Raw genomic sequence first — 21,899 nt, forward strand, 5'->3', positions numbered from 1 at the left:
CGCGTGCAACGCAGGCCGGTCAAAAACGGCGTAAGTCTTTGACTCTGCGGGGAGAAGCCTGTTATTATCGCAGGTTTTCCGGGGAAGTTTTCCAAATGAGCGCTTTTGTCATTGACGCTTTCGAGTTTTGCCGGAATGGCGGACACCGCGAAGGCGTGACCCCTGTGGCGGAGATGACCCGCCTGGCAGCCGATTGCGCCGATAAATCCGGCGAGCTGCACTGGTCCATCGACGGCAGCCTGACCAAGCAAGGCTATCCGGCAATGACCCTGGCGGTCGCCGGTCCCGTGAAGCTGGTTTGCCAGCGTTGCCTGACCGCGATGGACTACGAGATCGACTCGTCCACCATGCTGGTGCTCGGCAAGGACGACGAGGACGCCGACGGGATCGAGGAAGTCCTCGACGACGAGAGCATCGACGTGATCGTCGGCAGCCGCGAGTGCGACATCCGCCAGCTGCTGGAAGACGAAGCCCTGCTGGCCCTGCCGCAGGCACCGAAACACGAGGTATGTCCGGACACTAAGCTCCTGGGCGCCCTGAGGACCGAAAAGGTCTCGCCGTTCGCGGCACTGAAAAATCTCAAGTCCGAATAAGCATTACCGAATTAGTAGTACCGCAGCACCCCGCAGTACGACTGGAAGAACGTGTCAAACGCGTGCAGTAGTCGAGTATGGCAGTAGGCAGTTGATGTAGGCAGCGTTAAAACATGTCGGCAATGGATTAATAAGAAATTGCCGCTGGGATACTCGATCTGCAAGTATTTGCAAGTCGAATGTGTTAGAATTTTAGAACTTATGTATTAGGAGTCATCATGGCAGTTCAGCAGAATAAGAAGTCCCCGTCGAAGCGCGGCATGCACCGTTCGCACGATTTCCTGACCGCACCGAACCTGGCAGTCGAGCCGACCACCGGCGAAACCCACCTGCGTCACCACATCAGCCCGAACGGCTTCTACCGTGGTCGCAAAGTCCTGAAGACCAAGAACGACGAGTAATCGACGTCTTGTCCTTTAGTACCATGAAAGCGGTGCAACGTATGTTTTCTGCGTGGCACCGCTTTTTCTTTCGCATTTCCGTTTTCAGCGGCTGCAACAAGCTTGCACTCCGTCATTTTGAATTGCGCGGACCAAGGCTGGCCACGAGCCAGGCCCGATCCCAACTTGCCGCCCGCACGCCTCTTCGTCGTGCATGAGCCGGCATCACCTAACAAATGACAATCACAATTTCCATTGACTGCATGGGCGGCGATCACGGCCCCTCAGTTACTATTCCGGCAGCCATCTCGTTTCTAAAAAAGCAAGCTGACGTCCACCTCATCCTGGTTGGTATCGAGGACGTCGTGCGCGCCGAGCTCAGGAAGCATGGCGCCGACACGCATTCCCGCATCACCGTCAAGAACGCCACCGAGGTCGTCACCATGGACGACCCGCTCGAAATCGCCCTGCGCAAGAAGAAGGATTCGTCCATGCGCGTGGCGGTCGAGCTGGTCAAGGACGGCACGGCCAACGCCAGCGTCTCGGCCGGCAATACCGGCGCCCTGATGGCCGTCTCGCGCTACGTGCTCAAGACCATGGCCGGCGTCGACCGTCCGGCGATCTGCTCGATCATGCCGAACCAGAAAGGCGGCCCGACCTACATGCTCGACCTGGGCGCCAACGTGGACTGCGAACCGCACCACCTGCACCAGTTCGCGATCATGGGCTCGGTCCTGTGCTCGGCGATGGAGAATATCCCGCGCCCGACCATCGGCCTGCTGAACGTCGGCACCGAGGAAATCAAGGGCAACGAGGCGGTCAAGGCCACCGGCCAGCTGCTCAAGGCCGACCACGAGCGCGGCAAACTGAATTTCTTCGGCAACGTTGAAGGCAACGATATCTTCAAGGGCACGGTGGACGTGGTCGTGTGCGACGGTTTCGTCGGCAACGTCACGCTCAAGGCCGTCGAAGGCCTGTCGCGCTTCGTCAAGTCCGTGTTCACCGAAAATATCTTCTCGATGGCCGGCGCCTTGCTGGCCCGTAAGTCGCTGAAGAAGCTGAACCCGGAACGCTACAACGGCGCCAGCCTGCTCGGCCTGAAAGGCCTGGTCTTCAAGAGCCACGGCGGCGCCAATGCCTTCGCGTTCGAATGGGCGATCAAGCGCGCCTACGACGCGGCCAAATACGATGTACTCGAGCAGCTGTCGGCCCTGATCGCCGAACTGATGCCGACCTCGCCCGACGCCGAGCGCCAGGCGTAACCCAACCAGCAGGATGGTGGACAGATGACTGTTTACAGCAAGATCACCGGAACCGGCAGCTACCTGCCGGCCAAGCGCGTCACCAATGAGCAACTCGCGGCCCAGCTGGCCGAGCAGGGGATCGAAACCTCCGACGAATGGATCGTGACCCGCAGCGGCATCCAGAGCCGCCACTACGCGGCGGCGGATGAGAACGCCTCCGACCTGGCCGTGCAGGCCGCCAGCCGCGCGCTCGAAGCCGCCGGCAAGGCGCCCGGCGACATCGACCTGGTGATCGTCGCCAGCTCCACGCCCGACTTCCACGGCAGCTTCCCGAGCACCGCCTGCATCGTGCAGCAGAAGCTCGGCATGGCGAACAACAGCGCCGCCTTCGACGTGCAGGCCGTGTGCAGCGGCTTCGTGTACGCGGTCTCGACCGCCGACGCCTTCATCCGCGCCGGCGTCTACAAGCGCGTGCTGGTGATCGGCGCCGAAGTGTTCTCGCGCATCCTCGACTTCACCGACCGCACCACCTGCGTGCTGTTCGGGGACGGCGCCGGCGCCGTGGTGCTGGAAGCCTCCGACGAGCCGGGCGTGCTGGCCACCAAGCTGCACGCCGACGGCAGCCAGTCGCACATCCTGTCGATCCCGGGCAACCTGGCCGGCGGCGCGGTGGCCGGCAGCGGCTTCCTCTACATGGATGGCCCGGCGGTCTTCAAGCTGGCCGTCACGGTGCTGGAAGAAGTCGCGCGCGAGGCGCTCGAGCACGCCAAGATGCAGCCGTCCGACATCGACTGGCTGATCCCGCACCAGGCCAACCTGCGCATCATGAAGGGCACCGCCAAGAAGCTCGAGCTGCCGATGGACAAGATGGTCGTCACCGTCGACCAGCACGGCAACACCTCGGCCGCCTCGATCCCGCTGGCGCTCGACGCTGCCGTGCGCGATGGTCGCATCAAGAAGGGCGACAATGTGCTGATGGAAGGCGTCGGCGGCGGCTTCACCTGGGGCGCGATTCTCGCCCGCATGTAATCCATTGACGTAAACTGCTGTTCGCCGCCCGCGCGGCGAATGCGGGCCGCCCGCGCCCGTCCTCATTAAAAATAAGAGAAGAGAGAACACGATGAGCAAATTCGCATTCCTGTTTACGGGCCAGGGCGCCCAGGCCGTCGGCATGCTGAACGGCTTCGCCGGCAACCCGGTCGTCGACCAGACCGTCGCCGAAGCGTCCGAGGCACTCGGCTTCGACATCGGCAGGCTGATCGCCGAAGGTCCGAAGGAAGACCTCGACCTCACCACCAATACCCAACCGGTGATGCTGACCGCCGCGGTCGCCGTGTACCGCGCCTGGATCGCCGCCAGCGGTCCGGTGCCAAGCATGGTCGCCGGCCACAGCCTGGGCGAATACTCGGCCCTGGTGGCCGCGGGCGTGATCCAGTTCAAGGACGCGGTGCCGCTGGTGCGCTTCCGCGCCCAGTCGATGCAGGAAGCGGTGCCGGTCGGGCAGGGCGGCATGGCCGTCGTGCTGGGCCTGCAGGCCGACGACGTGCGCGCAGTCTGCGCCGAGGCCGCCCAGGGTGAAGTCGTGGAAGCCGTGAACTTCAACGAGCCGACCCAGATCGTCATCGCCGGCCACGCCGCCGCCATCGACCGCGCCTGCGAGATCGCCAAGGCCAAGGGCGCCAAGCGCGCCATGAAGCTGGCCGTGTCGGCCCCGTTCCACTCGTCGCTGCTCAAGCCGGCCTCGGACCGTTTGCGCGACTACATGGAAAACATCGCTTTCTCGGCGCCGCAGATCGACTTGATCAACAACGTGGACGTCGCTATCCTGCACGATCCGGCTGCCATCAAGGACGCCCTGGTACGCCAGGCCGCGGGTCCGGTGCGCTGGGTCGAGACCATGCAGAAGATGGCTGCGAGCGGCGTCACCCAGGTCATCGAATGCGCACCGAGCAAGACCCTGATCGGCATGGCCAAGCGCATCGATCCGGCCCTGGCCGGCGAAGCCCTGGTCGACCAGGCAGCGCTGGAGCGCGTGCTGGCGGCACTCAAGGCGGCTTGAAACAAACACGACAAGAAAAGGAATAGCATGAATCTGGAGAACCAAGTCGCGCTCGTCACCGGCGCATCGCGCGGCATCGGCAAGGCCATCGCGCTCGAACTGGCGCGCCAGGGCGCCAAGGTCGTCGGCACCGCCACCAGCGAGAGCGGCGCCCAGGCCATTACCGACTACCTGAAGGAATTCGGCGGCAAGGGCCTGGTGCTGAACGTGACCGACGCCGCCAACTGCGGCGCCGTCGTCGACGAGGTGCAGAAGAGCTTCGGCAGCCTGGCCATCCTGGTCAACAATGCCGGCATCACCCAGGACAACCTGGCCATGCGCATGAAGGACGAGGAGTGGGACAGCGTCATCGCGACCAACCTCACGGCCGTCGGCCGCCTGTCGCGCCTGGTACTGCGCGGCATGATGAAAGCCAAGCACGGCCGCATCATCAACATCACCTCGGTGGTGGGCGCCTCGGGCAACCCGGGCCAGATGAACTACGCCGCCGCCAAGGCCGGCGTGGCCGGCATGACCCGCGCCCTGGCGCGCGAGATCGGCAGCCGCAACATCACCGTCAACTGCGTCGCACCGGGCTTCATCGACACCGACATGACCAAGGCGCTGGGCGACGACCAGCACGCCGCGCTGCTGGGCCAGATCCCGCTGGGCCGCCTGGGCCAGCCGGAAGACATCGCCCATGCGGTGGCCTTCCTGGCCGGTCCGACCGCTGCCTATATCACGGGCACCGAGCTGCACGTGAATGGCGGCATGTATATGAATTAAGCGGATTCGCTTCTTTTAGCTGTAATTTCGGTGGAAATAGCGGTAATCGCCGAAAGTAGTTTTTCATCGCGCAAACCTGATAAAATGCGCGCACTTTCCGCAACACATACCTTAATGGAGCCATAACATGTCGGATATCGAACAACGCGTTAAAAAAATCGTCGCTGAGCAACTGGGCGTTGCAGAAGCAGACATCAAAATCGAATCCTCGTTCGTTGACGACCTCGGCGCTGACTCGCTGGACACCGTGGAACTGGTGATGGCACTGGAAGACGAGTTCGAAATGGAAATCCCTGACGAGCAGGCTGAGAAGATCACCACCGTCAAGCAAGCCATCGACTACGCAACCGCGCACGTCAAGGCCTAAGTAGTAGCTAGCGCTTTAAAAGTTTCTGGGAGAATCGCTTGAGCCGTTCACGCAACCGCCGTGTCGTCGTTACCGGCCTGGGCTGCATCTCACCAATCGGCAACACCATTGCCGAGGCGTGGGACGCGGCGCTGGCCGGTAAGTCGGGCATTGCCAACATTACCAAGTTCGACGCGACGCCGTTCACGACGCATTTCGCCGGTGAAGTGAAGAACTTCAAGGTGGAAGACTACCTGCCGGGCAAGGAAGGCCGTAACATGGATAGCTTTATCCATTACGGCATGGCCGCCGGCATCCAGGCCCTGCAGGATTCGGGCCTGGTCGTGACCGAGGAAAACGCGGACCGCATCGGTGTGACCATCGGTTCGGGCATCGGCGGCCTGCCGATGATCGAAGCCACCAAGGAAGAGTACATGAATCGCGGCCCGCGCCGCATCTCGCCCTTCTTCGTGCCGGCATCGATCATCAACATGATCTCGGGCGATCTCTCGATCAAATTCGGCCTGCGCGGCCCGAACCTGGCGATCGTCACCGCCTGCACCACCGGCCTGCACTGCATCGGCGCCGCCGCTCGCCTGATCGAGTACGGCGATGCCGACGTGATGGTCGCCGGCGGCGCGGAATCGACCGTGTCGCCACTGGGCCTGGGCGGCTTCGCCTCGGCGCGCGCGCTGTCCACCCGCAACGACGATCCGGCTACCGCCTCGCGTCCGTGGGACAAGGACCGCGACGGCTTCGTGCTGGGCGAGGGCGCCGGCGTGATGGTGCTCGAAGAGTACGAACACGCGGTCGCACGCGGCGCCAAGATCTACGCCGAAGTCATCGGCTTCGGCATGAGCGCGGACGCCAACCACATCACCTCGCCGGTCGAGGATGGCAGTGGCGCGGCACGCTGCATGGTCGCGGCGCTGAAGAACGCCGGCCTGAACGCCGGCGAAGTCCAGTACGTCAATGCGCACGGCACCTCGACGCCGCTGGGCGACGTGGCGGAAGTGCGCGGCATCAAGCGCGTCTTCGGCGACCACGCCAAGAGCGGCCTCGTCGTGAACTCGACCAAGTCGATGACCGGCCACCTGCTGGGTGGCGCGGGCGGCCTGGAATCGGTGTTCACCGTGCTGGCGATCCACAACCAGGTGTCGCCGCCGACGATCAACATCTTCAACCAGGATCCGGAATGCGACCTGGACTTCGTGGCCAACACGGCGCGGGACATGAAGATCGATTACGCGGTCAAGAACTCCTTCGGCTTCGGCGGTACCAACGGTACCCTCGTCTTCGCAAAAGTCTGACCGTCGGCCTGAACCAGACTACGCCCATCCTGGTCTAACCAGGATGGGCGCCTGACAGCCTGGACCGTTCGGTCCCGCGCATCAAGCCAATCCCTCCCTTGGCACCTCCGCGCGGCCCCGGCCTGCGGCGCCCCATTCTTTTCCCTGTCCGACCCATGTCGATCGCGATGAGCGTCCTCATTGCGCCGTCGCGCCGCCTGCGTGTTCTGCTCGGCGGCTTCGGCGCCTCCCTGTGCGCGGCCGCCTGCGCCGTGGGCCTGGACGCGTCTTCCCGCTTCGCTGCCGGGTCCGTTGTGGCGGCTGTGCTGCTGTTCGCGGGCGTATGCGTGATGCATGCGGCGCTGGCTTGCGCAACGGTGCAGCGCATTGATATTTCTGGACCCGGCCAGCTACGCCTGACGGTACAACAGGGTGTGCGGATGGACAAAAGCGGGGCGCTGCCGGCGCGGCTTTTGCCCGGTTCCACGCTGTGGCCGCGGCTGATGCTGCTGCGCCTGGAGACGGCGGACGATAGCGCCACGGGCACTGCGGCGGCGTGTGGCTGGCGCGCCTGCCGCGGGGGGGCCCGCCACAGCGTCGTGATCCTGCCCGACAGCCTGCCGCCGGAGGCCTTTCGCGCCCTGGCGGTGGCGCTCGGTGCCGGCAGTGGGGCGCCCTGCGGCGCAGGGACGGGGCACAAAATAGGTTGAACTTATTGCAGCGGGCCAACTCTTATGCAGGAGGGCCGTTGCAGCCGATGGGGCAAGGTCCGTGACGACAGAACGCGAGGGTGATCAGGTGTTGGTGGAGCGCGTCCAGGCCGGAGACCGGGGCGCGTTCGACCTGCTCGTGGCCAAATACCAGCGTCGCCTGATGCGCCTGGTGTCGCGCCTCGTGCATGATCCGGCCGAGGCCGAGGACGTGGTGCAGGAGACCTTCATCAAGGCCTTCCGCGCCCTGCGGCACTTCCGCGGCGATTCCGCCTTCTATACCTGGCTGTATCGCATCGGAATCAACACGGCAAAGAATTTTTTGGTCACACAGGGCCGCCGGGCGCCGACCTCCACCGAGACGGATGCCGAGCGGGCAGAAGGATTCGACGACGCGGACAGCTTGCGCGACATAAACACACCGGAATCGGTGTTGGCGAGCAAGCAGATTGCCCATACGGTCAATGCAGCGATGGAAGCATTGCCACTGGAATTGCGAACGGCAATTGTCCTGCGAGAAATAGAAGGATTGAGCTACGAAGAAATCTCCGAGGTGATGGCGTGTCCGATAGGAACCGTACGCAGCCGGATTTTCCGTGCACGCGAAGTCATCGCCGAGAAATTGCGCCCATTGCTCGATTTCCCGGTTGACAAACGTCGGTAGGTAGCAGGATCGTACACAGGCGGGATAATTTGAACATACCGACGGCGACGGGCAAGCAGATGGACACCAACAAGAAGATGCGCGAATACATATCGGCCTTTGCGGACGGCGAGTTGCCGGATGCCGACCTCGAGCTCGCGCTGGCTGCGCTGCGCGAAGCGGATGGACGGCAGGCATGGGCGCTTTACCACCGGATCGGCGACGTCCTGCGCGGCGAGCCGGGGCAGGCCGAGCTGACACCAGGCTTCGCGGCGCGCCTGGCGGACAAGCTCGCCGCCGAGCCGGCACCGCTGCGGCGCCCGCCGGCACGCCCGCCCACGCCGGCGGATGCGCTGGCGGCGATCGCCCCGGCCGTCGCCGCGGGTGCCGAGGCGCTCAAAGGAAGCAAGCTGGGCGGACCTCCGCTGGCGCCGCGCGAGGCGTCGGTGGCCGATCCCGCCCCCGCGGCCGATCCTGCGCCGGCCACCGTGAAGCGCCTGTAGCGCGGCTGGCGCGCCGTCCGCGCTGCGCGCGACAAAGCGCGTATTTTGGCTTACCATAAAGTCAATCTCAGCCTTCCCACGCCAAGCTTATGACCCGCAACTTTTCGCGTCCTTCCACCAGCCTGATCCTGTCGGCCCTGCTGCTCACCGGCGCCGGCGCCTTCCTTCCCGCCACCGCGACGGCCGCGGCGCCGGTGCAGACCCCGGTGGTCACCGGACTGCCCGATTTCTCCGACCTGATCGACAAGGTCGGGCCCGCCGTCGTCAACATCCGCACCACCGAGCGCGTCACCCGCGGCCAGGGCATGCCGGGTGAAGAGGAAATGCAGGAATTCCTGCGCCGCTTCTTCGGCGGCCAGATCCCGCGCGGCGGCGGCCGTGGACAGGGCCGGCCGGGCGGCCAGGGCGGTCCGGAAGAACAGGTCACGCGCGGCGTCGGTTCCGGCTTCATCATTTCGAACGACGGTTTCGTGCTGACCAATGCCCACGTGGTCGAGGGCGCCGACGAAGTCACCGTGACGCTCACCGACCGCCGCGAATTCAAGGCCAAGGTCCTGGGCGCCGACCGCCGTTCGGACGTTGCCCTGCTCAAGCTGTCGGCGAATAACCTGCCTTACCTGCGCACCGGCGACTCCAGCAAGATCCGGGTCGGCGAGTGGGTCGTGGCGATCGGCTCGCCCTTCAACCTCGACAACACCGTCACCGCCGGCATCATCTCGGCCAAGTCGCGCGACACCGGCGAATACCTGCCGCTGATCCAGTCCGACGTGGCGGTCAATCCGGGCAACTCGGGCGGTCCCCTGATCAATATGCGTGGCGAGGTCATCGGCATCAACTCGCAGATCGCCACCCTGTCCGGCGCCTACAACGGGATTTCCTTCGCGGTGCCGATCGACGAAGTGATGCGCGTCGCCGATCAGCTGAAAACCACCGGCAAGGTCACGCGCGGCCGCCTCGGCGTGCAGATCAGCGAGGTCACCCGCGACGTGGCCGAATCGCTCGGCCTGGGCAAGGCGCGCGGCGCCGAAGTCTCGATGGTGGAGGCCGGCGGCCCGGCGGAGAAGGGCGGCATCAAGGTCGGCGACATCATCCTCAAGTTCAACAACCAGCCGATCGAGACCACCCGCGACCTGCCGCGCCTGGTCGGCGCCACCAAGGTGGGCAGCCGCGCCGTCGTCACCGTCTGGCGCCGCGGCACCCAGATCGAGGTGCCGGTGACGGTCGTCGAGCTGCAGGAAGAGCGCTCGCCGACCGCCCGCCCGGCGCCGAAGAAACAGGCTCCGGGCGCCGCGCCGAACGCGCTCGGCCTGGTGGTGTCCGACGTCCCCGCGGCCCAGCGCGCCGAGGCGGGCGAGGGCGTGCTCGTCGAGAATGCCGAGGGCAGCGCCGCCACGGCCGGCATCCGCGCCGGCGACATGATTTCGCAGGTCGGCAACACGCCGGTGGCCACCGCGGCCCAGTTCAACGCGCTGGTCGCCAAGCTGGATCCGAAAAAGCCGGTGGCCCTGCTGGTGCGGCGCGAGAACGTCACCCAGTACGTCGTCGTCAAGCCGCGTCAGTGATGCGCGCGGTTCCGTTCACGCTGTACTCGCGCAGCTACTGCCACCTGTGCGAGGACATGCTGCAGGCCCTGCTGGCCCTGCAGCAGCCGGGCGAACGCTTCGAGGTCGCCGTGGTCGACGTCGATGCCGACCCGGCCCTGGTGGCGCGTTTCGACGAGCTGGTGCCGGTGCTGTTCGGCGATCCGGCTGCTGCCGAGCTCTGTCATTACTTCCTCGAGCCGGCCGCGGCGCGCGGCTGGGCCGACACCTTCGCCAAGGCCGCGTAAGCCCCCCATCGACCTCGCGTTAGCCGGAAATCGGGGTTTCTACCCTGCGGCCCTCCCAAAACCGGGCTTTCCGACGCGGAATCCGGTAAAATGCCGGGGTCGGAAAAGCGTCTGCCCTTCGCACACGCGCTTTCTCTCGCTTTAACAAGCGCTTCGGCCGGGGACCGGCATGCCCCCCACGGAGCGCTTTTTTGCATGACGTTCACGTTTCGCACGGATGACGCTGAATGCTTGCCCCTTTTGCTGTCGTAGCGCCGCGCTGCCCGCGGCCTTTTTGGTTTTGAGCTTTGTTAATGAACAACATACGTAACTTCTCCATCATCGCCCACATCGACCACGGCAAATCGACCCTGGCCGACCGCATCATCCAGCTGTGCGGCGGCCTGTCGGAGCGCGAGATGGACGCGCAGGTGCTCGATTCGATGGACCTGGAACGCGAGCGCGGCATCACCATCAAGGCCCAGACCGCGGCGCTGCAGTACAAGGCGCGCGACGGCCAGACCTACAACCTGAACCTGATCGACACCCCGGGCCACGTCGACTTCAGCTACGAAGTCTCGCGTTCGCTGTCGGCCTGCGAAGGCGCGCTGCTGGTCGTCGATGCGAGCCAGGGCGTGGAAGCGCAAACGGTCGCCAACTGCTACACCGCGCTCGACCTGGGCGTGGAAGTGGTGCCGATCCTGAACAAGATCGACCTGCCGCACGCCGACCCGGACAACGCCAAGAAGGAAATCGAGGACGTCATCGGCATCGACGCCTCCGACGCCACCACCTGCTCGGCCAAGACCGGCCTGGGCGTGGAAGACGTGCTGGAAACCCTGATCGCCAAGGTCCCGCCGCCGAAGGGCGACCCGGAGGCGCCGCTGCAGGCCCTGATCGTCGACTCCTGGTATGACCCGTATGTGGGCGTCGTGATGCTGGTGCGCGTGGTCAACGGCACCCTGCGCCCGAAAGAAAAGATCCTGCTGATGGCGACCGGTTCGGTGAACCTGGTCGAGAGCGTCGGCGTGTTCACCCCGCGTTCGGTCTCGCTGCCGGAACTGTCGGCAGGGCAGGTGGGCTTCATCATCGCCGGCATCAAGGAACTGACCGCCGCGAAAGTGGGCGACACCGTCACCGCGGCCGCCAAGCCGGCGCTCGCGCCGCTGCCGGGCTTCAAGGAAGTCCAGCCCCAGGTCTTCGCCGGCCTGTTCCCGGTCGAAGCCAACCAGTACGACGCCCTGCGCGACTCGTTGGAGAAGCTGAAGCTGAACGACGCCGCCCTGATGTACGAGCCGGAAGTCTCGCAGGCGCTGGGCTTCGGCTTCCGCTGCGGCTTCCTGGGCCTGCTGCACATGGAGATCGTGCAGGAACGCCTCGAGCGCGAATTCGACATGGACCTGATCACCACCGCGCCGACCGTGGTGTACGAGGTCGAGATGCGCGACGGCAGCATGCTCCGCGTCGACAACCCGTCGAAGATGCCGGAGCCGTCCAAGATCAACGAAGTGCGCGAGCCGATCGTCGACGTCAACCTGTACATGCCACAAGAGTATGTCGGTGCGGTCATGACCCTGTGTAACGGCAAGCGCGGCGTCCAGATGGACATGGCCTACCACGGCCGCCAGGTCAAGCTGCACTACGAGATCCCGATGGCGGAAATCGTGCTGGACTTCTTCGACCGCCTGAAGTCGACCTCGCGCGGCTATGCCTCGATGGACTACGAGTTCAAGGAATACCGCGCCGCCGACGTGGTGAAGGTCGACATGCTGATCAACAGCGAGAAGGTCGATGCGCTGGCGATCATCGTGCACCGCGCCAATGCCCCTTACCGCGGACGCCAGGTGGCGGCCAAGATGCGCGAACTGATCCCGCGCCAGATGTTCGACGTGGCGATCCAGGCCGCGATCGGCGCCACCATCATCTCGCGCGAGAACGTCAAGGCGCTGCGCAAGAACGTGCTGGCCAAGTGCTATGGCGGCGACATTTCGCGTAAGAAGAAGCTGTTGGAAAAGCAGAAGGCCGGCAAGAAGCGCATGAAGCAGGTCGGTTCGGTGGAGATCCCGCAGGAGGCCTTCCTGGCCATCCTCCAGGTGGAAGAAAAATAAATGGATATGCAACCCATCCTGAGCAATTTTGCTCTGATCCTGTTCGTCCTGATGGTGGTGACAGGCGTCATCTGGTGCCTGGACGTGTTCGTCTTCGCCAAGCAGCGCCGCCGCGCCGCCGACGCCGCCCTGGCCGAGTACGACAAGCGCACCGGCAAGCTGACCGCGGACGGCATCAAGGTCGACAGCGGCAACCAGCGCGCGGCGATCGAGCAGGCCCACCTGCGCCAGCCGACCTGGATCGAGTATTCGGGCAGCTTCTTCCCGGTGATCGCCCTGGTCTTCGTCCTGCGCTCCTTCCTGTGGGAGCCGTTCAAGATCCCGTCCTCGTCGATGGTGCCGACCCTGCTGGTGGGTGACTTCATCCTCGTGAACAAGTACGCCTACGGCATCCGCCTGCCGATCATCAACAAGAAGGTGATCGAGATCGGCGACCCGCAGCGCGGCGACGTGATGGTGTTTAAGTATCCGAAGGACATGAGCCAGGATTACATCAAGCGCGTCATCGGCGTGCCCGGCGATACCATCACCTACGAGAACAAGCGCCTGAGCGTGAACGGCAAGCCGGTCGCCTACACCCCGATGGACGACTACCTGGACGACCAGCACCCGGTCTACCACAAGCAGTTCGTCGAAGGCTTGACGGGCGTGACGCACCGCATCCTGAACACCGAGGGCAAGCGCACCCTGGACCTCGGCGCTGTGGAGAATTTCCCGAATCGTGAAGCCTGTGACTATTCCTACGATAAATTTACCTGTATCGTACCTCCAGGCAACTATTTCATGATGGGCGATAACCGCGACAACAGTGCCGATAGCCGCTACTGGGGCTTCGTACCGGACAAGAACATTGTTGGCAAGGCGATCGTCGTCTGGATGAACTTCGGCAATCCGAAACGGATTGGCGGCATCCAGTAACCGGAGATCCACGATGCGTCAAAAGCAATCTGATTATCAGAAACCAGCCCTTCAGGCCGGCATTTCCCTGACCGGCCTGATCCTCGTCCTGGCCGTGCTCGGCACGATCGCCGTGTTCGCGCTCAAGCTGCTGCCGACCTACTTCGAGTACGGCGCGGTGAAGGATGCGATCGTGCGCGCCAAGGAAGCTGGCGGCACGCCGCGCGAAATGCAGGTAGCCTTCGACAAGAATGCCGAAATCAATAATGTCACCGCAATCAAGGGCAGTGACCTGACCATCACCCGTGAAGACAGCGGCGTGGAAATCAGCTTCGCCTACGAGAAGCGGGTGCCGCTGATGGGCAATGTCAGCCTGCTCATCGACTATGCAGGTACCACCGACCCGAGCGGTGTGGTGGCGGCAAAAGAGGATCCGGCGCCAGCCAAGTAACAGGCAACAAGCACCATGACAGCACAATGAATCTACAGTTATTGCAAACACGCTTGGGTTATACGTTCCGGGACACCGGCCTGCTCCAGCAAGCCCTGACCCACCGTAGCCATAGCGCGCTGCATAACGAACGCCTGGAATTCCTCGGCGACTCGATCCTGAACTGCGTCGTGGCCTCGATCCTGTACGAGCGCTTCAACAACCTCGACGAAGGCGACCTGTCGCGCCTGCGCGCCAACCTGGTCAAGCAGCAGTCGCTGTTCGAGATTGCCCAGAAGCTCGAGCTGTCGCAATTCCTGCGCCTGGGGGAGGGAGAGCTCAAATCCGGAGGCTTCCGCCGTCCCTCGATCCTGGCCGACACCCTCGAGGCCCTGCTGGGGGCGATTTTCCTCGACACCGGCTTCGATGCCGCGCGCGACGTGATCCGCGCCTTTTACATTCCGCTGCTCGATACGGTCGATCCTGCTACCCTGGGCAAGGATGCCAAGACCCTGCTGCAGGAGTTCCTGCAAAGCAAGAAGATCCCGCTGCCGACCTATAACGTGGTGGCCACCCACGGCGCCGCCCACAGCCAGGAATTCGAGGTCGAGTGCCTGGTGCCGAAGCTGAACGTGCAGGTGTTCGGCCGCGGCGGAAGCCGCCGCGCCGGCGAGCAGGCAGCGGCCCGCCTGGCGCTGGAAGCGGCGCAGGCTGCGCTGACCAAATCGCCGTCGGCCCGCAAGAGCAAGCCGCGCGCCGCCCAGCTCAAGCTGGGCATCGCCACCATCCAGTCGGATACGGCCAGTCAAGGCGCCCCTGTGGCGCAGGCTGAACAACCAGGAACGAAGTTAGCATGAACACCGAAAGCACCACCCCAGAGAGCAACACCCCCAGCGATTTCCGCTGCGGCTACATCGCCATCGTCGGCCGTCCGAACGTCGGCAAGTCGACCCTGATGAACGTCCTGATCGGCGCGAAAGTGTCGATCACCTCGCGCAAGGCCCAGACCACGCGCCACCGCATCACCGGCATCCAGACCCGCGACGACGCCCAGTTCATCTACGTCGACACCCCGGGCTTCCAGACCCGCCATGCGAACGCGCTCAACAAGACGCTGAACAAGACTGTCTCGAACACCCTGACGTCCTCGGACGTGATCCTGTTCCTGGTCGAGGCCGGTACCTTCGGTCCGGCCGACCAGCAGGTGCTCGACCTGCTGCCGAAGAACGTTCCGGTGGTGCTGGTCATCAACAAGTCGGACCGCGTCAAGGACAAGGCGGTCCTGATGCCCTTTGCCCAGAAGATCGCCGCGCTGCGCGACTTCACCGCCATCGTGCCGGTGTCGGCCAAGATGCGCTTCCAGGTCGACGCCCTGGAAACCGAGATCAAGCGCCACCTGCCGGAAAATGCCCCGATCTTCGGGCCGGACGACATCACCGACCGCAGCGAGAAATTCCTGGCCGCCGAGATCGTGCGCGAAAAGGTGTTCCGCCTGCTGGGCGACGAGCTGCCTTATACCAGCACCGTGATCATCGAGCAGTTCCAGCAGGAAGGGAACTTGCGCCGCATCTTCTGCGCCATCCTGGTCGAGCGCGACACCCACAAATCCATGATCATCGGCAACAAGGGCGCGCGCCTGAAAGAGATTTCGACCCAGTCGCGCCTGGACATGGAAAAGCTGTTCGGCGGCCCCGTGTACCTGGAGATCTGGGTCAAGGTGAAGTCCGGCTGGGCCGACAACGAAGCGGGCCTGCGCGCCTACGGTTACGAGTAAGCGCGCGGAGGCCGTCCCCAGCACATGCCCGCCCACGACGACCTCATCGACACGCCGGAGCAGCAGTCCGACAAGACTGCGCCGGTAGCGCCCAAGCGCAGCCGTCCGCCGCTGCGCGACACCCGTGTGACGGGCCAGCCCGGCTTCGTCCTGCACAGCTATCCCTACAAGGAAACCAGCCTGATCGTGGACATGTTCACGCGCGACTACGGCCGCGTGGGCGTGGTCGCGAAGGGCGCCAAGCGTCCGCTGTCGAAGCTGCGCGGGGTGCTGCAGACCTTCCAGCCGCTGTCGGTGTCCTTCAGCGGCAAGCTCGAGCTGCGCACCCTGATCGATGCCGAATGGGTCGGCGGCATGCTGCCCCTGGAAAAAACCGCGCTGCTGTGCGGCTTCTACCTGAACGAGTTGCTGGTGAAGCTCATCGCGCGCGACGACAGGCATCCGGCATTGTTCGACCACTACGTCTCCACCCTGAACCAGCTGGCCCACGGCGAGCCGCCGCCCATCGTCTTGCGAAAGTTCGAACGGGCCTTACTGAAGGAAACAGGGGTCGCGGCCGACCTGGGCCGCAGCACGACGACGCGCGGCCCGGTCGACCCGGCGCGCGACTACGTGGTGGACCCCGAGAAGGGCGCACGCGAAGCCGTGCCGGCCGACGCCTGGCCGGTCGTCGCCGGGAAGACCCTGCTCGACATGGAACGCGAGGATTACGGCGACCCCGTCACGCAGGCCCAGAGCAAGCAGCTGATGCGCTTCCTGCTGGCGCACCACCTGGGCGGCGCGCCGTTGAACACGCGCCAGATTCTGATCGACCTGATGCAGCTATAAAGAGAATACAGATGAGCTATTTGCAACCTACCGGCTTAGGTCCAGACCTGGGCGTCAACATCGACCATGTCGCCACCGTGCGCAATGCCCGCGGCACGACGTATCCGGACCCGATCCGTGCCGCGCTGCTGGCCGAACAGGCCGGCGCCGACCTGATCACCCTGCACCTGCGCGAAGACCGCCGCCACATCAAGGACGCCGACGTGGTCGCCCTGCGCCCGCAGCTGGCCACGCGCATGAACCTGGAAGCGGCCGTCACGCGCGAGATGATCGACTTCGCCTGCCAGGTAAAACCCCAGGACGTCTGCCTGGTGCCGGAACGGCGCGAGGAAGTCACCACCGAGGGCGGCCTCGACGTGATCCGCTACTACAATGAAGTGGAGGCCGCGGTGAAACAACTGAAGGACGAGGGCATCCACGTGTCCCTGTTCATCGACGCCGACGAGCGCCAGATCGAAGCCGCGGCGGCCGTCGGCGCCACCGTGATCGAACTGCACACCGGCCGCTATGCCGAAGCCGAAGGCGACGAGGCCCTGCGCGAGATCGAGCGCATCAAGCTCGGCGTGCATGCGGGCGCCTCGCGCGGCCTGCGCGTGAACGCGGGCCACGGCCTGCACTACACCAATGTGCAGCCGATCGCCGCGATCGCCGACATCCACGAGCTGAACATCGGCCACGCGATCGTCGCCCACGCCCTGTTCGTGGGCTGGGAGAACGCGGTGCGCGAGATGAAGGCCATCATGGTGGCGGCCCGACTGGGTACCACTTACACCTCATGAAAACCCGGGAGCAGGCATGATCTACGGCATCGGCACCGACATCGTCCAGATTTCCCGTGTCGAGGCCGCCCTCGCACGCAGCGGCCAGCGTTTCGCCGAGAAGATCCTCGGTCCGCAGGAACTGGAAAAATACCACGCCCGCAGCGCGAAGAACGCGGTGCGCGGCCTGCGCTTCCTGGCCACCCGGTTCTCGGCCAAGGAAGCGTTCTCGAAGGCGATCGGACTGGGCATGCGCATGCCCATGACCTGGCGCTCGATGCAGCTGCTGAACGCGCCGAGCGGCAAGCCGATCATCGTCTGCAGCGGCGCCCTCGAACAATTCATGCAAGATTACCGGCTCAGCGCCCAGGTGACGATCAGCGATGAAGCCGACTACGGGGTCGCCTTCGTCATCGTGACCCAGGCGCTGGGCGACACCATGGCAGAGTGATGTCCGAAGCAAAACCCGAAGACAAGCAGCCTCCCGAAGTTGCGGAGGCCCCCGTGGCATATGTCGCGGCGGGCGGTGCGGCCATGCCGGCCCCGGCCCCGGTCGCGAAGAAGCCCGCGCGTACCCGCAAGGCACAGGCCGAGGCGCCCGCGCCGCGTTCCCGCCCCGACGGCTGGCAGGCCATGAAGGAAGAACTCAAGGCGACCCTGGAAGGCGATGCGCGCGAGCCGGTCGAGCCGGACGGCGCCGCGCGCGAGCAGGTGCTGGCCACGGTGGCGAAGCTGCCCCTGCTGCCGGGCGTGTACCGCTATTTCGACGCCAACGGCAACGTGCTCTACGTCGGCAAGGCGCGCAACCTCAAGAACCGCGTCTCCAGCTACTTCCAGAAGACCCTGTCGAGCCCGCGCATCGCGATGATGGTGTCGCAGATCGCGAAACTGGAAACGACGGTGACCAACAGCGAGGCCGAAGCACTGATCCTGGAAAACAACCTGATCAAGTCGCTCAAGCCCCGCTACAACATCCTGTTCCGCGACGACAAGTCCTACCCCTACATCAAGATCTCGGGCGGCGAGGCGCCGCGCCTGGGCTACTACCGCGGCGCGCTGGACAAGAAGAACCAGTACTTCGGGCCTTTCCCAAGCGCCTGGGCGGCCAAGGAATCGATCCAGCTGCTGCAGCGGGTCTTTCTGCTGCGTACCTGCGAGGACAGCGTGTACAGCAATCGCACGCGTCCCTGCCTGCTGCACCAGATCGGCCGCTGCAGCGCGCCCTGCGTCGACCTGATCACGGCGGAAGACTACCAGCGCGACGTCGACAACGCGGCGCGCTTCCTGCGCGGACGCCAGAGCGAAGTGCTGGAGGATCTCGAGCAGAAGATGCAGTCCTATGCGATGGAGCTGAAGTTCGAGCAGGCCGCCGCGGTGCGCAACCAGATCCAGGCCCTGTCGAAGGTGCTGCACGCGCAGAGCATGGAAACCACGGGCGACGCCGACGTCGACGTGATCGCCGTGGTGGTGCAGGGCGGGCGCGCCTGCGTCAACCTGGCGATGGTGCGCGGCGGCCGCCACCTGGGCGACCGCGCCTACTTCCCGACCCACGTCGGCGAGTCGCTCGGCGAGTGCCCGATCGAAGTGGAGGTGCTGTGCGCCTTCCTGGCCCAGCACTATGCCGGCCAGTTCATCCCGGGCACACTGATCCTGAACATCGAGTTCGACCAGCCGGACCTGATCGTGGCGCTGTCCGAGCAGTGCGGCCACCGCATCAACCTGATCTTCCAGCCGCAGGGGCAGCGCCGCCAGTGGCTGGAGCTGGCCTGCAAGAACGCCGAGATCTCGCTGGCGCGCCTGCTGTCGGAGCAGGGCTCGCAGCAGGCCCGTACGCGCGCCCTGGCCGAGGTCCTGGCGCTGGATGCGGAAACGCTCGACGAGCTGCGCATCGAATGCTTCGACATCAGCCACACGGGCGGCGAGGCGACCCAGGCTTCCTGCGTGGTGTTCCACCACCACCAGATGCAGAACGGCGAGTACCGCCGCTTCAACATCAACGGCATCACGCCGGGCGACGACTACGCCGCGATGCGCCAGGTGCTGCAGCGCCGCTACGAAAAGGTGGCAAACGGCGACGGCATCATGCCGGACATCGTGCTGGTCGACGGCGGCAAGGGCCAGGTCGAGATGGCGCGCCAGGTGTTCGTGGAGCTGGGCCTCCCCATCTCGATGATCGTCGGGGTGGCCAAGGGGGAGGGGCGCCGCGTCGGCCTCGAGACCCTGATCTTCGCCGACGGCCGCGCGCCCCAGGAGCTGGGCAAGGAATCGGCCGCGCTGATGCTGGTCGCCATGATCCGCGACGAGGCCCACCGCTTCGCCATCACCGGCATGCGCGCCAAGCGCGCCAAGGCCCGCCAGGCCTCCAGGCTGGAAGAGATCGAGGGCATCGGCGCCAAGCGCCGCCAGCGCCTCCTGGCCCGCTTCGGCGGCCTGCGCGGGGTGATCGACGCCAGCGTGGAAGACCTGATGTCGGTGGAGGGCATCTCGAGTACGCTGGCGGAGGAGATTTACCGGCAGCTGCACTAAGTGAACCGGGGCGCATGCCCCGGTTTTCTTTTGCGGCCGCGCCGCGCATACAGACGAGTAACCTAGTCCATTTCGCAATACCCATGTAGACTGTCGCCCAAACTTTTCATTCCCGTAATCAGCGTTTTCCCTATGCCTTTCAACATCCCGATTCTCCTGACCTGGTTACGCGTAGCACTGATTCCCCTGGTTGTAGGCGTCTTCTATCTCCCCACCCACTGGCTCCCGCTGGCTGACCGCAACCTGGCGGCGACGCTGGTGTTCATTGTGGCCGCCATCACCGACTGGCTGGACGGCTACCTGGCGCGGCGCTGGAACCAGACCTCGGCCTTCGGTGCCTTCCTCGACCCGGTCGCCGACAAGCTGATGGTGGCCGGCGCGCTGCTGGTGCTGGTGCAGCTGGACCGCGTGAACGCCATCATCGCCTTCATCATCATCGGCCGCGAGATCACCATCTCCGCGCTGCGCGAATGGATGGCCCAGATCGGCGCCACCAAGTCGGTGGCCGTGAGCTCGCTCGGCAAGATCAAGACCGCCGCCCAGATGACGGCGATCCCGATGCTGCTCTTCCATGACGTGATCCTCGGCATCGACACCCACTACTGGGGCGAGTACTTTCTGTGGCTGGCCGGCGTGCTGACGGTCTGGTCGATGTTCTACTACCTGCGCCGCGCCTGGCCGCTGATTAAAGAGAAAGCCGTAAGCTTGTAAGAAATGTTCGGCGTCATCCTTGACGTACGGAATAGAATCTCTATAATGCCTGCCTGTTGCGACGACAACGCAGCAGAATGAAAGACAAAGCGGGAGTAGCTCAGTTGGTAGAGCGCAACCTTGCCAAGGTTGAGGTCGAGAGTTCGAGACTCTTCTCCCGCTCCAGTTTTTCAAGAGTGCACGATTGAGCAATCTTGAAAAAATGTCAAAGTTCTGCGATAATCGTTGCTCTGAATGCGGGAGTAGCTCAGTTGGTAGAGCGCAACCTTGCCAAGGTTGAGGTCGAGAGTTCGAGACTCTTCTCCCGCTCCAGTTTAACTGGGGCAGCATGCAGTAGAGATAGTAAAACTCCATTGCGGGAGTAGCTCAGTTGGTAGAGCGCAACCTTGCCAAGGTTGAGGTCGAGAGTTCGAGACTCTTCTCCCGCTCCAAAAGTTTTACGCAGGTAACACTCCTAAGCGGGAGTAGCTCAGTTGGTAGAGCGCAACCTTGCCAAGGTTGAGGTCGAGAGTTCGAGACTCTTCTCCCGCTCCAAATTCAGAGAAGACCTTGTCTTCTCGGTTGATACGGCACATAACCGGCCGGGTCAGCTCAGCTAAGATAAAATCTGGCGAGGTAGCAAAGCGGTTATGCAGCGGCCTGCAAAGCCGTCTAGACGGGTTCGACTCCCGTCCTCGCCTCCAGAACTCCATAGTACGGGCCCGTTTCGGGCCCGTTCGTTTTGGGTTCAACACCGCATGAACTTTGTGGTGCACCACACCCTCCAACGGCTAACTGGCCGTTTACTCCCTAAGCGCTGTTCTCTGTGATTGCGACATCATGGCGACCATCATCAAGCGTCCGTATGGGTATCAACTTCGCGTCACCCACAAGCTGCTGCCTAAGCCGTTGTGGGCGACGTTTGACGACTACGAAACAGCAGAGCGCTACGGCAAGCAGCTTGAAGGGCTGCTTGCCCAAGGCATAGTGCCAGCAGCACTCTTGGAGAAGCTGAGATAGCCCCTTGATTCACCAGACACAGTCAATGTTGTATCCTTATGTATAGGAATAAGACTGTGAGTATGACTAGGAACAACCAAACTATTGAAATCGTGACGGTGTCCGAAGAGCGCCGCCGCCGCTGGTCAGTGCAGGAAAAGGCTGCGCTGGTCAAGGAAACGTACGAGCCGGGGATGAGCGTATCGCTGGTGGCCCGCAAGCACGGCATCAGTGCCAGCCAGCTGTTTAACTGGCGCAAGCTCGAGCGAGAAGGCGCCTTGGTCGCAGTGCATTCAGGTGAATCGGTCGTGCCGGCGAGCGAGCTGGCAGCGGCACGTGCCCAGATCGCGCAACTGCAGCGCATGCTGGGCAAGAAGACGATGGAGGCGGAGATCCTGCGCGAAGCGGTCGAGCTAGCTCGCGAAAAAAAGTGGATTGCGCGCTCACCCTTATTGGACAAGGACGGGCAGTAAAGCCTGTCTGCGTTATCCTCGGTGTAGCGCGCTCGCACGTGATTGACCTTCTTGCCCGACCTGCGGACTGGGTCGAC

General features: G+C 64.0%; 24 protein-coding genes, 5 tRNA genes and 1 pseudogene. All 30 read left to right on the top strand.

Going from position 1 to position 21,899, the window contains the following annotated elements:
* The first annotated feature begins 95 nt into the window (after positions 1 to 95).
* Positions 96 to 593, top strand: coding sequence for a YceD family protein (locus tag AC56LK_RS17000; protein ID WP_497185669.1), 498 nt, complete (start codon positions 96 to 98; stop codon positions 591 to 593).
* 218 nt (positions 594 to 811) lie between these two features.
* Positions 812 to 994 (top strand): 50S ribosomal protein L32, encoded by a 183-nt coding sequence (gene rpmF, locus AC56LK_RS17005; RefSeq protein WP_005666806.1) that lies wholly within the window; start codon positions 812 to 814, stop codon positions 992 to 994.
* 215 nt (positions 995 to 1,209) lie between these two features.
* The gene (gene plsX, locus AC56LK_RS17010; RefSeq protein WP_497185670.1) at positions 1,210 to 2,235 is read left to right on the top strand and encodes a phosphate acyltransferase PlsX; all 1,026 of its coding nucleotides are present in this window, start codon (positions 1,210 to 1,212) and stop codon (positions 2,233 to 2,235) included.
* Between the two features lie 24 nt (positions 2,236 to 2,259).
* Entirely contained in the window at positions 2,260 to 3,246 is a 987-nt protein-coding gene (locus tag AC56LK_RS17015; protein WP_497185671.1) for a beta-ketoacyl-ACP synthase III, read from the top strand.
* Between the two features lie 91 nt (positions 3,247 to 3,337).
* On the top strand, positions 3,338 to 4,276 hold the full coding sequence (gene fabD / locus AC56LK_RS17020) for an ACP S-malonyltransferase (RefSeq protein WP_497185672.1): 939 nt from the start codon (positions 3,338 to 3,340) through the stop codon (positions 4,274 to 4,276).
* Between the two features lie 27 nt (positions 4,277 to 4,303).
* On the top strand, positions 4,304 to 5,041 hold the full coding sequence (gene fabG, locus AC56LK_RS17025) for a 3-oxoacyl-ACP reductase FabG (RefSeq protein ID WP_497185673.1): 738 nt from the start codon (positions 4,304 to 4,306) through the stop codon (positions 5,039 to 5,041).
* Between the two features lie 127 nt (positions 5,042 to 5,168).
* Entirely contained in the window at positions 5,169 to 5,408 is a 240-nt protein-coding gene (gene acpP / locus AC56LK_RS17030; RefSeq protein WP_020653257.1) for an acyl carrier protein, read from the top strand.
* A gap of 38 nt (positions 5,409 to 5,446) precedes the next feature.
* A complete protein-coding gene (gene fabF / locus AC56LK_RS17035) occupies positions 5,447 to 6,697 on the top strand; it encodes a beta-ketoacyl-ACP synthase II (RefSeq protein WP_497185674.1) in 1,251 nt (416 codons plus the stop codon).
* Positions 6,698 to 6,852: 155 nt separating this feature from the next.
* Positions 6,853 to 7,386 carry a protein YgfX gene (locus AC56LK_RS17040; RefSeq protein WP_497185675.1) on the top strand — a complete coding sequence of 178 codons (534 nt, stop codon included), beginning with the start codon at positions 6,853 to 6,855 and terminating at the stop codon, positions 7,384 to 7,386.
* A gap of 61 nt (positions 7,387 to 7,447) precedes the next feature.
* Complete coding sequence (gene rpoE / locus AC56LK_RS17045) at positions 7,448 to 8,050, top strand: RNA polymerase sigma factor RpoE (protein ID WP_497185676.1); 603 nt, start codon at positions 7,448 to 7,450, stop codon at positions 8,048 to 8,050.
* A 29-nt stretch (positions 8,051 to 8,079) separates the two neighbouring features.
* Positions 8,080 to 8,532 (top strand): sigma-E factor negative regulatory protein, encoded by a 453-nt coding sequence (locus AC56LK_RS17050; protein WP_497185677.1) that lies wholly within the window; start codon positions 8,080 to 8,082, stop codon positions 8,530 to 8,532.
* An 89-nt stretch (positions 8,533 to 8,621) separates the two neighbouring features.
* Positions 8,622 to 10,094 (top strand): Do family serine endopeptidase, encoded by a 1,473-nt coding sequence (locus AC56LK_RS17055; protein ID WP_497185678.1) that lies wholly within the window; start codon positions 8,622 to 8,624, stop codon positions 10,092 to 10,094.
* Complete coding sequence (locus tag AC56LK_RS17060) at positions 10,094 to 10,360, top strand: glutaredoxin family protein (protein WP_497185679.1); 267 nt, start codon at positions 10,094 to 10,096, stop codon at positions 10,358 to 10,360. Before AC56LK_RS17055 ends, AC56LK_RS17060 begins: the two co-directional genes overlap by 1 nt.
* Positions 10,361 to 10,653: 293 nt before the next feature.
* Positions 10,654 to 12,447 (top strand): translation elongation factor 4, encoded by a 1,794-nt coding sequence (gene lepA / locus AC56LK_RS17065; protein ID WP_497185680.1) that lies wholly within the window; start codon positions 10,654 to 10,656, stop codon positions 12,445 to 12,447.
* A complete protein-coding gene (gene lepB / locus AC56LK_RS17070; RefSeq protein WP_497185681.1) occupies positions 12,448 to 13,365 on the top strand; it encodes a signal peptidase I in 918 nt (305 codons plus the stop codon).
* Between the two features lie 13 nt (positions 13,366 to 13,378).
* Positions 13,379 to 13,795 carry a DUF4845 domain-containing protein gene (locus AC56LK_RS17075; protein WP_497185682.1) on the top strand — a complete coding sequence of 139 codons (417 nt, stop codon included), beginning with the start codon at positions 13,379 to 13,381 and terminating at the stop codon, positions 13,793 to 13,795.
* Positions 13,796 to 13,848: 53 nt separating this feature from the next.
* Positions 13,849 to 14,631, top strand: coding sequence for a ribonuclease III (gene rnc / locus AC56LK_RS17080; RefSeq protein WP_497185683.1), 783 nt, complete (start codon positions 13,849 to 13,851; stop codon positions 14,629 to 14,631).
* The gene (gene era, locus AC56LK_RS17085) at positions 14,628 to 15,548 is read left to right on the top strand and encodes a GTPase Era (protein ID WP_497185684.1); all 921 of its coding nucleotides are present in this window, start codon (positions 14,628 to 14,630) and stop codon (positions 15,546 to 15,548) included. Before rnc ends, era begins: the two co-directional genes overlap by 4 nt.
* 24 nt (positions 15,549 to 15,572) lie before the next feature.
* Positions 15,573 to 16,376, top strand: a complete 804-nt coding sequence (gene recO, locus AC56LK_RS17090) for a DNA repair protein RecO (RefSeq protein WP_497185685.1) — start codon at positions 15,573 to 15,575, stop codon at positions 16,374 to 16,376.
* A gap of 11 nt (positions 16,377 to 16,387) precedes the next feature.
* Positions 16,388 to 17,155, top strand: coding sequence for a pyridoxine 5'-phosphate synthase (locus AC56LK_RS17095; RefSeq protein WP_497185686.1), 768 nt, complete (start codon positions 16,388 to 16,390; stop codon positions 17,153 to 17,155).
* A 16-nt stretch (positions 17,156 to 17,171) separates the two neighbouring features.
* Positions 17,172 to 17,585, top strand: a complete 414-nt coding sequence (gene acpS, locus AC56LK_RS17100) for a holo-ACP synthase (protein ID WP_497185687.1) — start codon at positions 17,172 to 17,174, stop codon at positions 17,583 to 17,585.
* 83 nt (positions 17,586 to 17,668) lie between these two features.
* Positions 17,669 to 19,660, top strand: a complete 1,992-nt coding sequence (gene uvrC, locus AC56LK_RS17105; RefSeq protein WP_497185737.1) for an excinuclease ABC subunit UvrC — start codon at positions 17,669 to 17,671, stop codon at positions 19,658 to 19,660.
* A gap of 132 nt (positions 19,661 to 19,792) precedes the next feature.
* Positions 19,793 to 20,371, top strand: a complete 579-nt coding sequence (pgsA, locus tag AC56LK_RS17110) for a CDP-diacylglycerol--glycerol-3-phosphate 3-phosphatidyltransferase (protein ID WP_497185688.1) — start codon at positions 19,793 to 19,795, stop codon at positions 20,369 to 20,371.
* 89 nt (positions 20,372 to 20,460) lie between these two features.
* Positions 20,461 to 20,536: transfer RNA gene (locus AC56LK_RS17115), tRNA-Gly, on the top strand.
* 71 nt (positions 20,537 to 20,607) lie between these two features.
* A tRNA-Gly gene (locus AC56LK_RS17120) sits at positions 20,608 to 20,683 on the top strand.
* 43 nt (positions 20,684 to 20,726) lie between these two features.
* Positions 20,727 to 20,802 (top strand) — tRNA-Gly (locus AC56LK_RS17125).
* A 27-nt stretch (positions 20,803 to 20,829) separates the two neighbouring features.
* Positions 20,830 to 20,905 (top strand) — tRNA-Gly (locus tag AC56LK_RS17130).
* Positions 20,906 to 20,980: 75 nt separating this feature from the next.
* Positions 20,981 to 21,054 (top strand) — tRNA-Cys (locus AC56LK_RS17135).
* A gap of 136 nt (positions 21,055 to 21,190) precedes the next feature.
* Positions 21,191 to 21,370: a hypothetical protein gene (locus AC56LK_RS17140; protein WP_497185689.1), complete on the top strand. Its 180-nt coding sequence runs from the start codon at positions 21,191 to 21,193 to the stop codon at positions 21,368 to 21,370.
* A gap of 62 nt (positions 21,371 to 21,432) precedes the next feature.
* Positions 21,433 to 21,899, top strand: a pseudogene (locus AC56LK_RS17145) (transposase); the annotation flags it as partial.

Source organism: Telluria sp. ZB4P36 (genome assembly GCF_059685865.1).

Excerpts from the sequence above, each read along its gene's own strand:
- AC56LK_RS17000 (WP_497185669.1), top strand. The coding sequence starts at position 96 with ATGAGCGCTTTTGTCATTGACGCTTTCGAGTTTTGCCGGAATGGCGGA.
- rpmF (WP_005666806.1), top strand. The coding sequence starts at position 812 with ATGGCAGTTCAGCAGAATAAGAAGTCCCCGTCGAAGCGCGGCATGCAC.
- plsX (WP_497185670.1), top strand. The coding sequence starts at position 1,210 with ATGACAATCACAATTTCCATTGACTGCATGGGCGGCGATCACGGCCCC.
- AC56LK_RS17015 (WP_497185671.1), top strand. The coding sequence starts at position 2,260 with ATGACTGTTTACAGCAAGATCACCGGAACCGGCAGCTACCTGCCGGCC.
- fabD (WP_497185672.1), top strand. The coding sequence starts at position 3,338 with ATGAGCAAATTCGCATTCCTGTTTACGGGCCAGGGCGCCCAGGCCGTC.
- fabG (WP_497185673.1), top strand. The coding sequence starts at position 4,304 with ATGAATCTGGAGAACCAAGTCGCGCTCGTCACCGGCGCATCGCGCGGC.
- acpP (WP_020653257.1), top strand. The coding sequence starts at position 5,169 with ATGTCGGATATCGAACAACGCGTTAAAAAAATCGTCGCTGAGCAACTG.
- AC56LK_RS17040 (WP_497185675.1), top strand. The coding sequence starts at position 6,853 with ATGTCGATCGCGATGAGCGTCCTCATTGCGCCGTCGCGCCGCCTGCGT.
- AC56LK_RS17055 (WP_497185678.1), top strand. The coding sequence starts at position 8,622 with ATGACCCGCAACTTTTCGCGTCCTTCCACCAGCCTGATCCTGTCGGCC.
- AC56LK_RS17060 (WP_497185679.1), top strand. The coding sequence starts at position 10,094 with ATGCGCGCGGTTCCGTTCACGCTGTACTCGCGCAGCTACTGCCACCTG.
- lepA (WP_497185680.1), top strand. The coding sequence starts at position 10,654 with ATGAACAACATACGTAACTTCTCCATCATCGCCCACATCGACCACGGC.
- lepB (WP_497185681.1), top strand. The coding sequence starts at position 12,448 with ATGGATATGCAACCCATCCTGAGCAATTTTGCTCTGATCCTGTTCGTC.
- AC56LK_RS17075 (WP_497185682.1), top strand. The coding sequence starts at position 13,379 with ATGCGTCAAAAGCAATCTGATTATCAGAAACCAGCCCTTCAGGCCGGC.
- era (WP_497185684.1), top strand. The coding sequence starts at position 14,628 with ATGAACACCGAAAGCACCACCCCAGAGAGCAACACCCCCAGCGATTTC.
- recO (WP_497185685.1), top strand. The coding sequence starts at position 15,573 with ATGCCCGCCCACGACGACCTCATCGACACGCCGGAGCAGCAGTCCGAC.
- AC56LK_RS17095 (WP_497185686.1), top strand. The coding sequence starts at position 16,388 with ATGAGCTATTTGCAACCTACCGGCTTAGGTCCAGACCTGGGCGTCAAC.
- acpS (WP_497185687.1), top strand. The coding sequence starts at position 17,172 with ATGATCTACGGCATCGGCACCGACATCGTCCAGATTTCCCGTGTCGAG.
- uvrC (WP_497185737.1), top strand. The coding sequence starts at position 17,669 with ATGCCGGCCCCGGCCCCGGTCGCGAAGAAGCCCGCGCGTACCCGCAAG.
- pgsA (WP_497185688.1), top strand. The coding sequence starts at position 19,793 with ATGCCTTTCAACATCCCGATTCTCCTGACCTGGTTACGCGTAGCACTG.
- AC56LK_RS17140 (WP_497185689.1), top strand. The coding sequence starts at position 21,191 with ATGGCGACCATCATCAAGCGTCCGTATGGGTATCAACTTCGCGTCACC.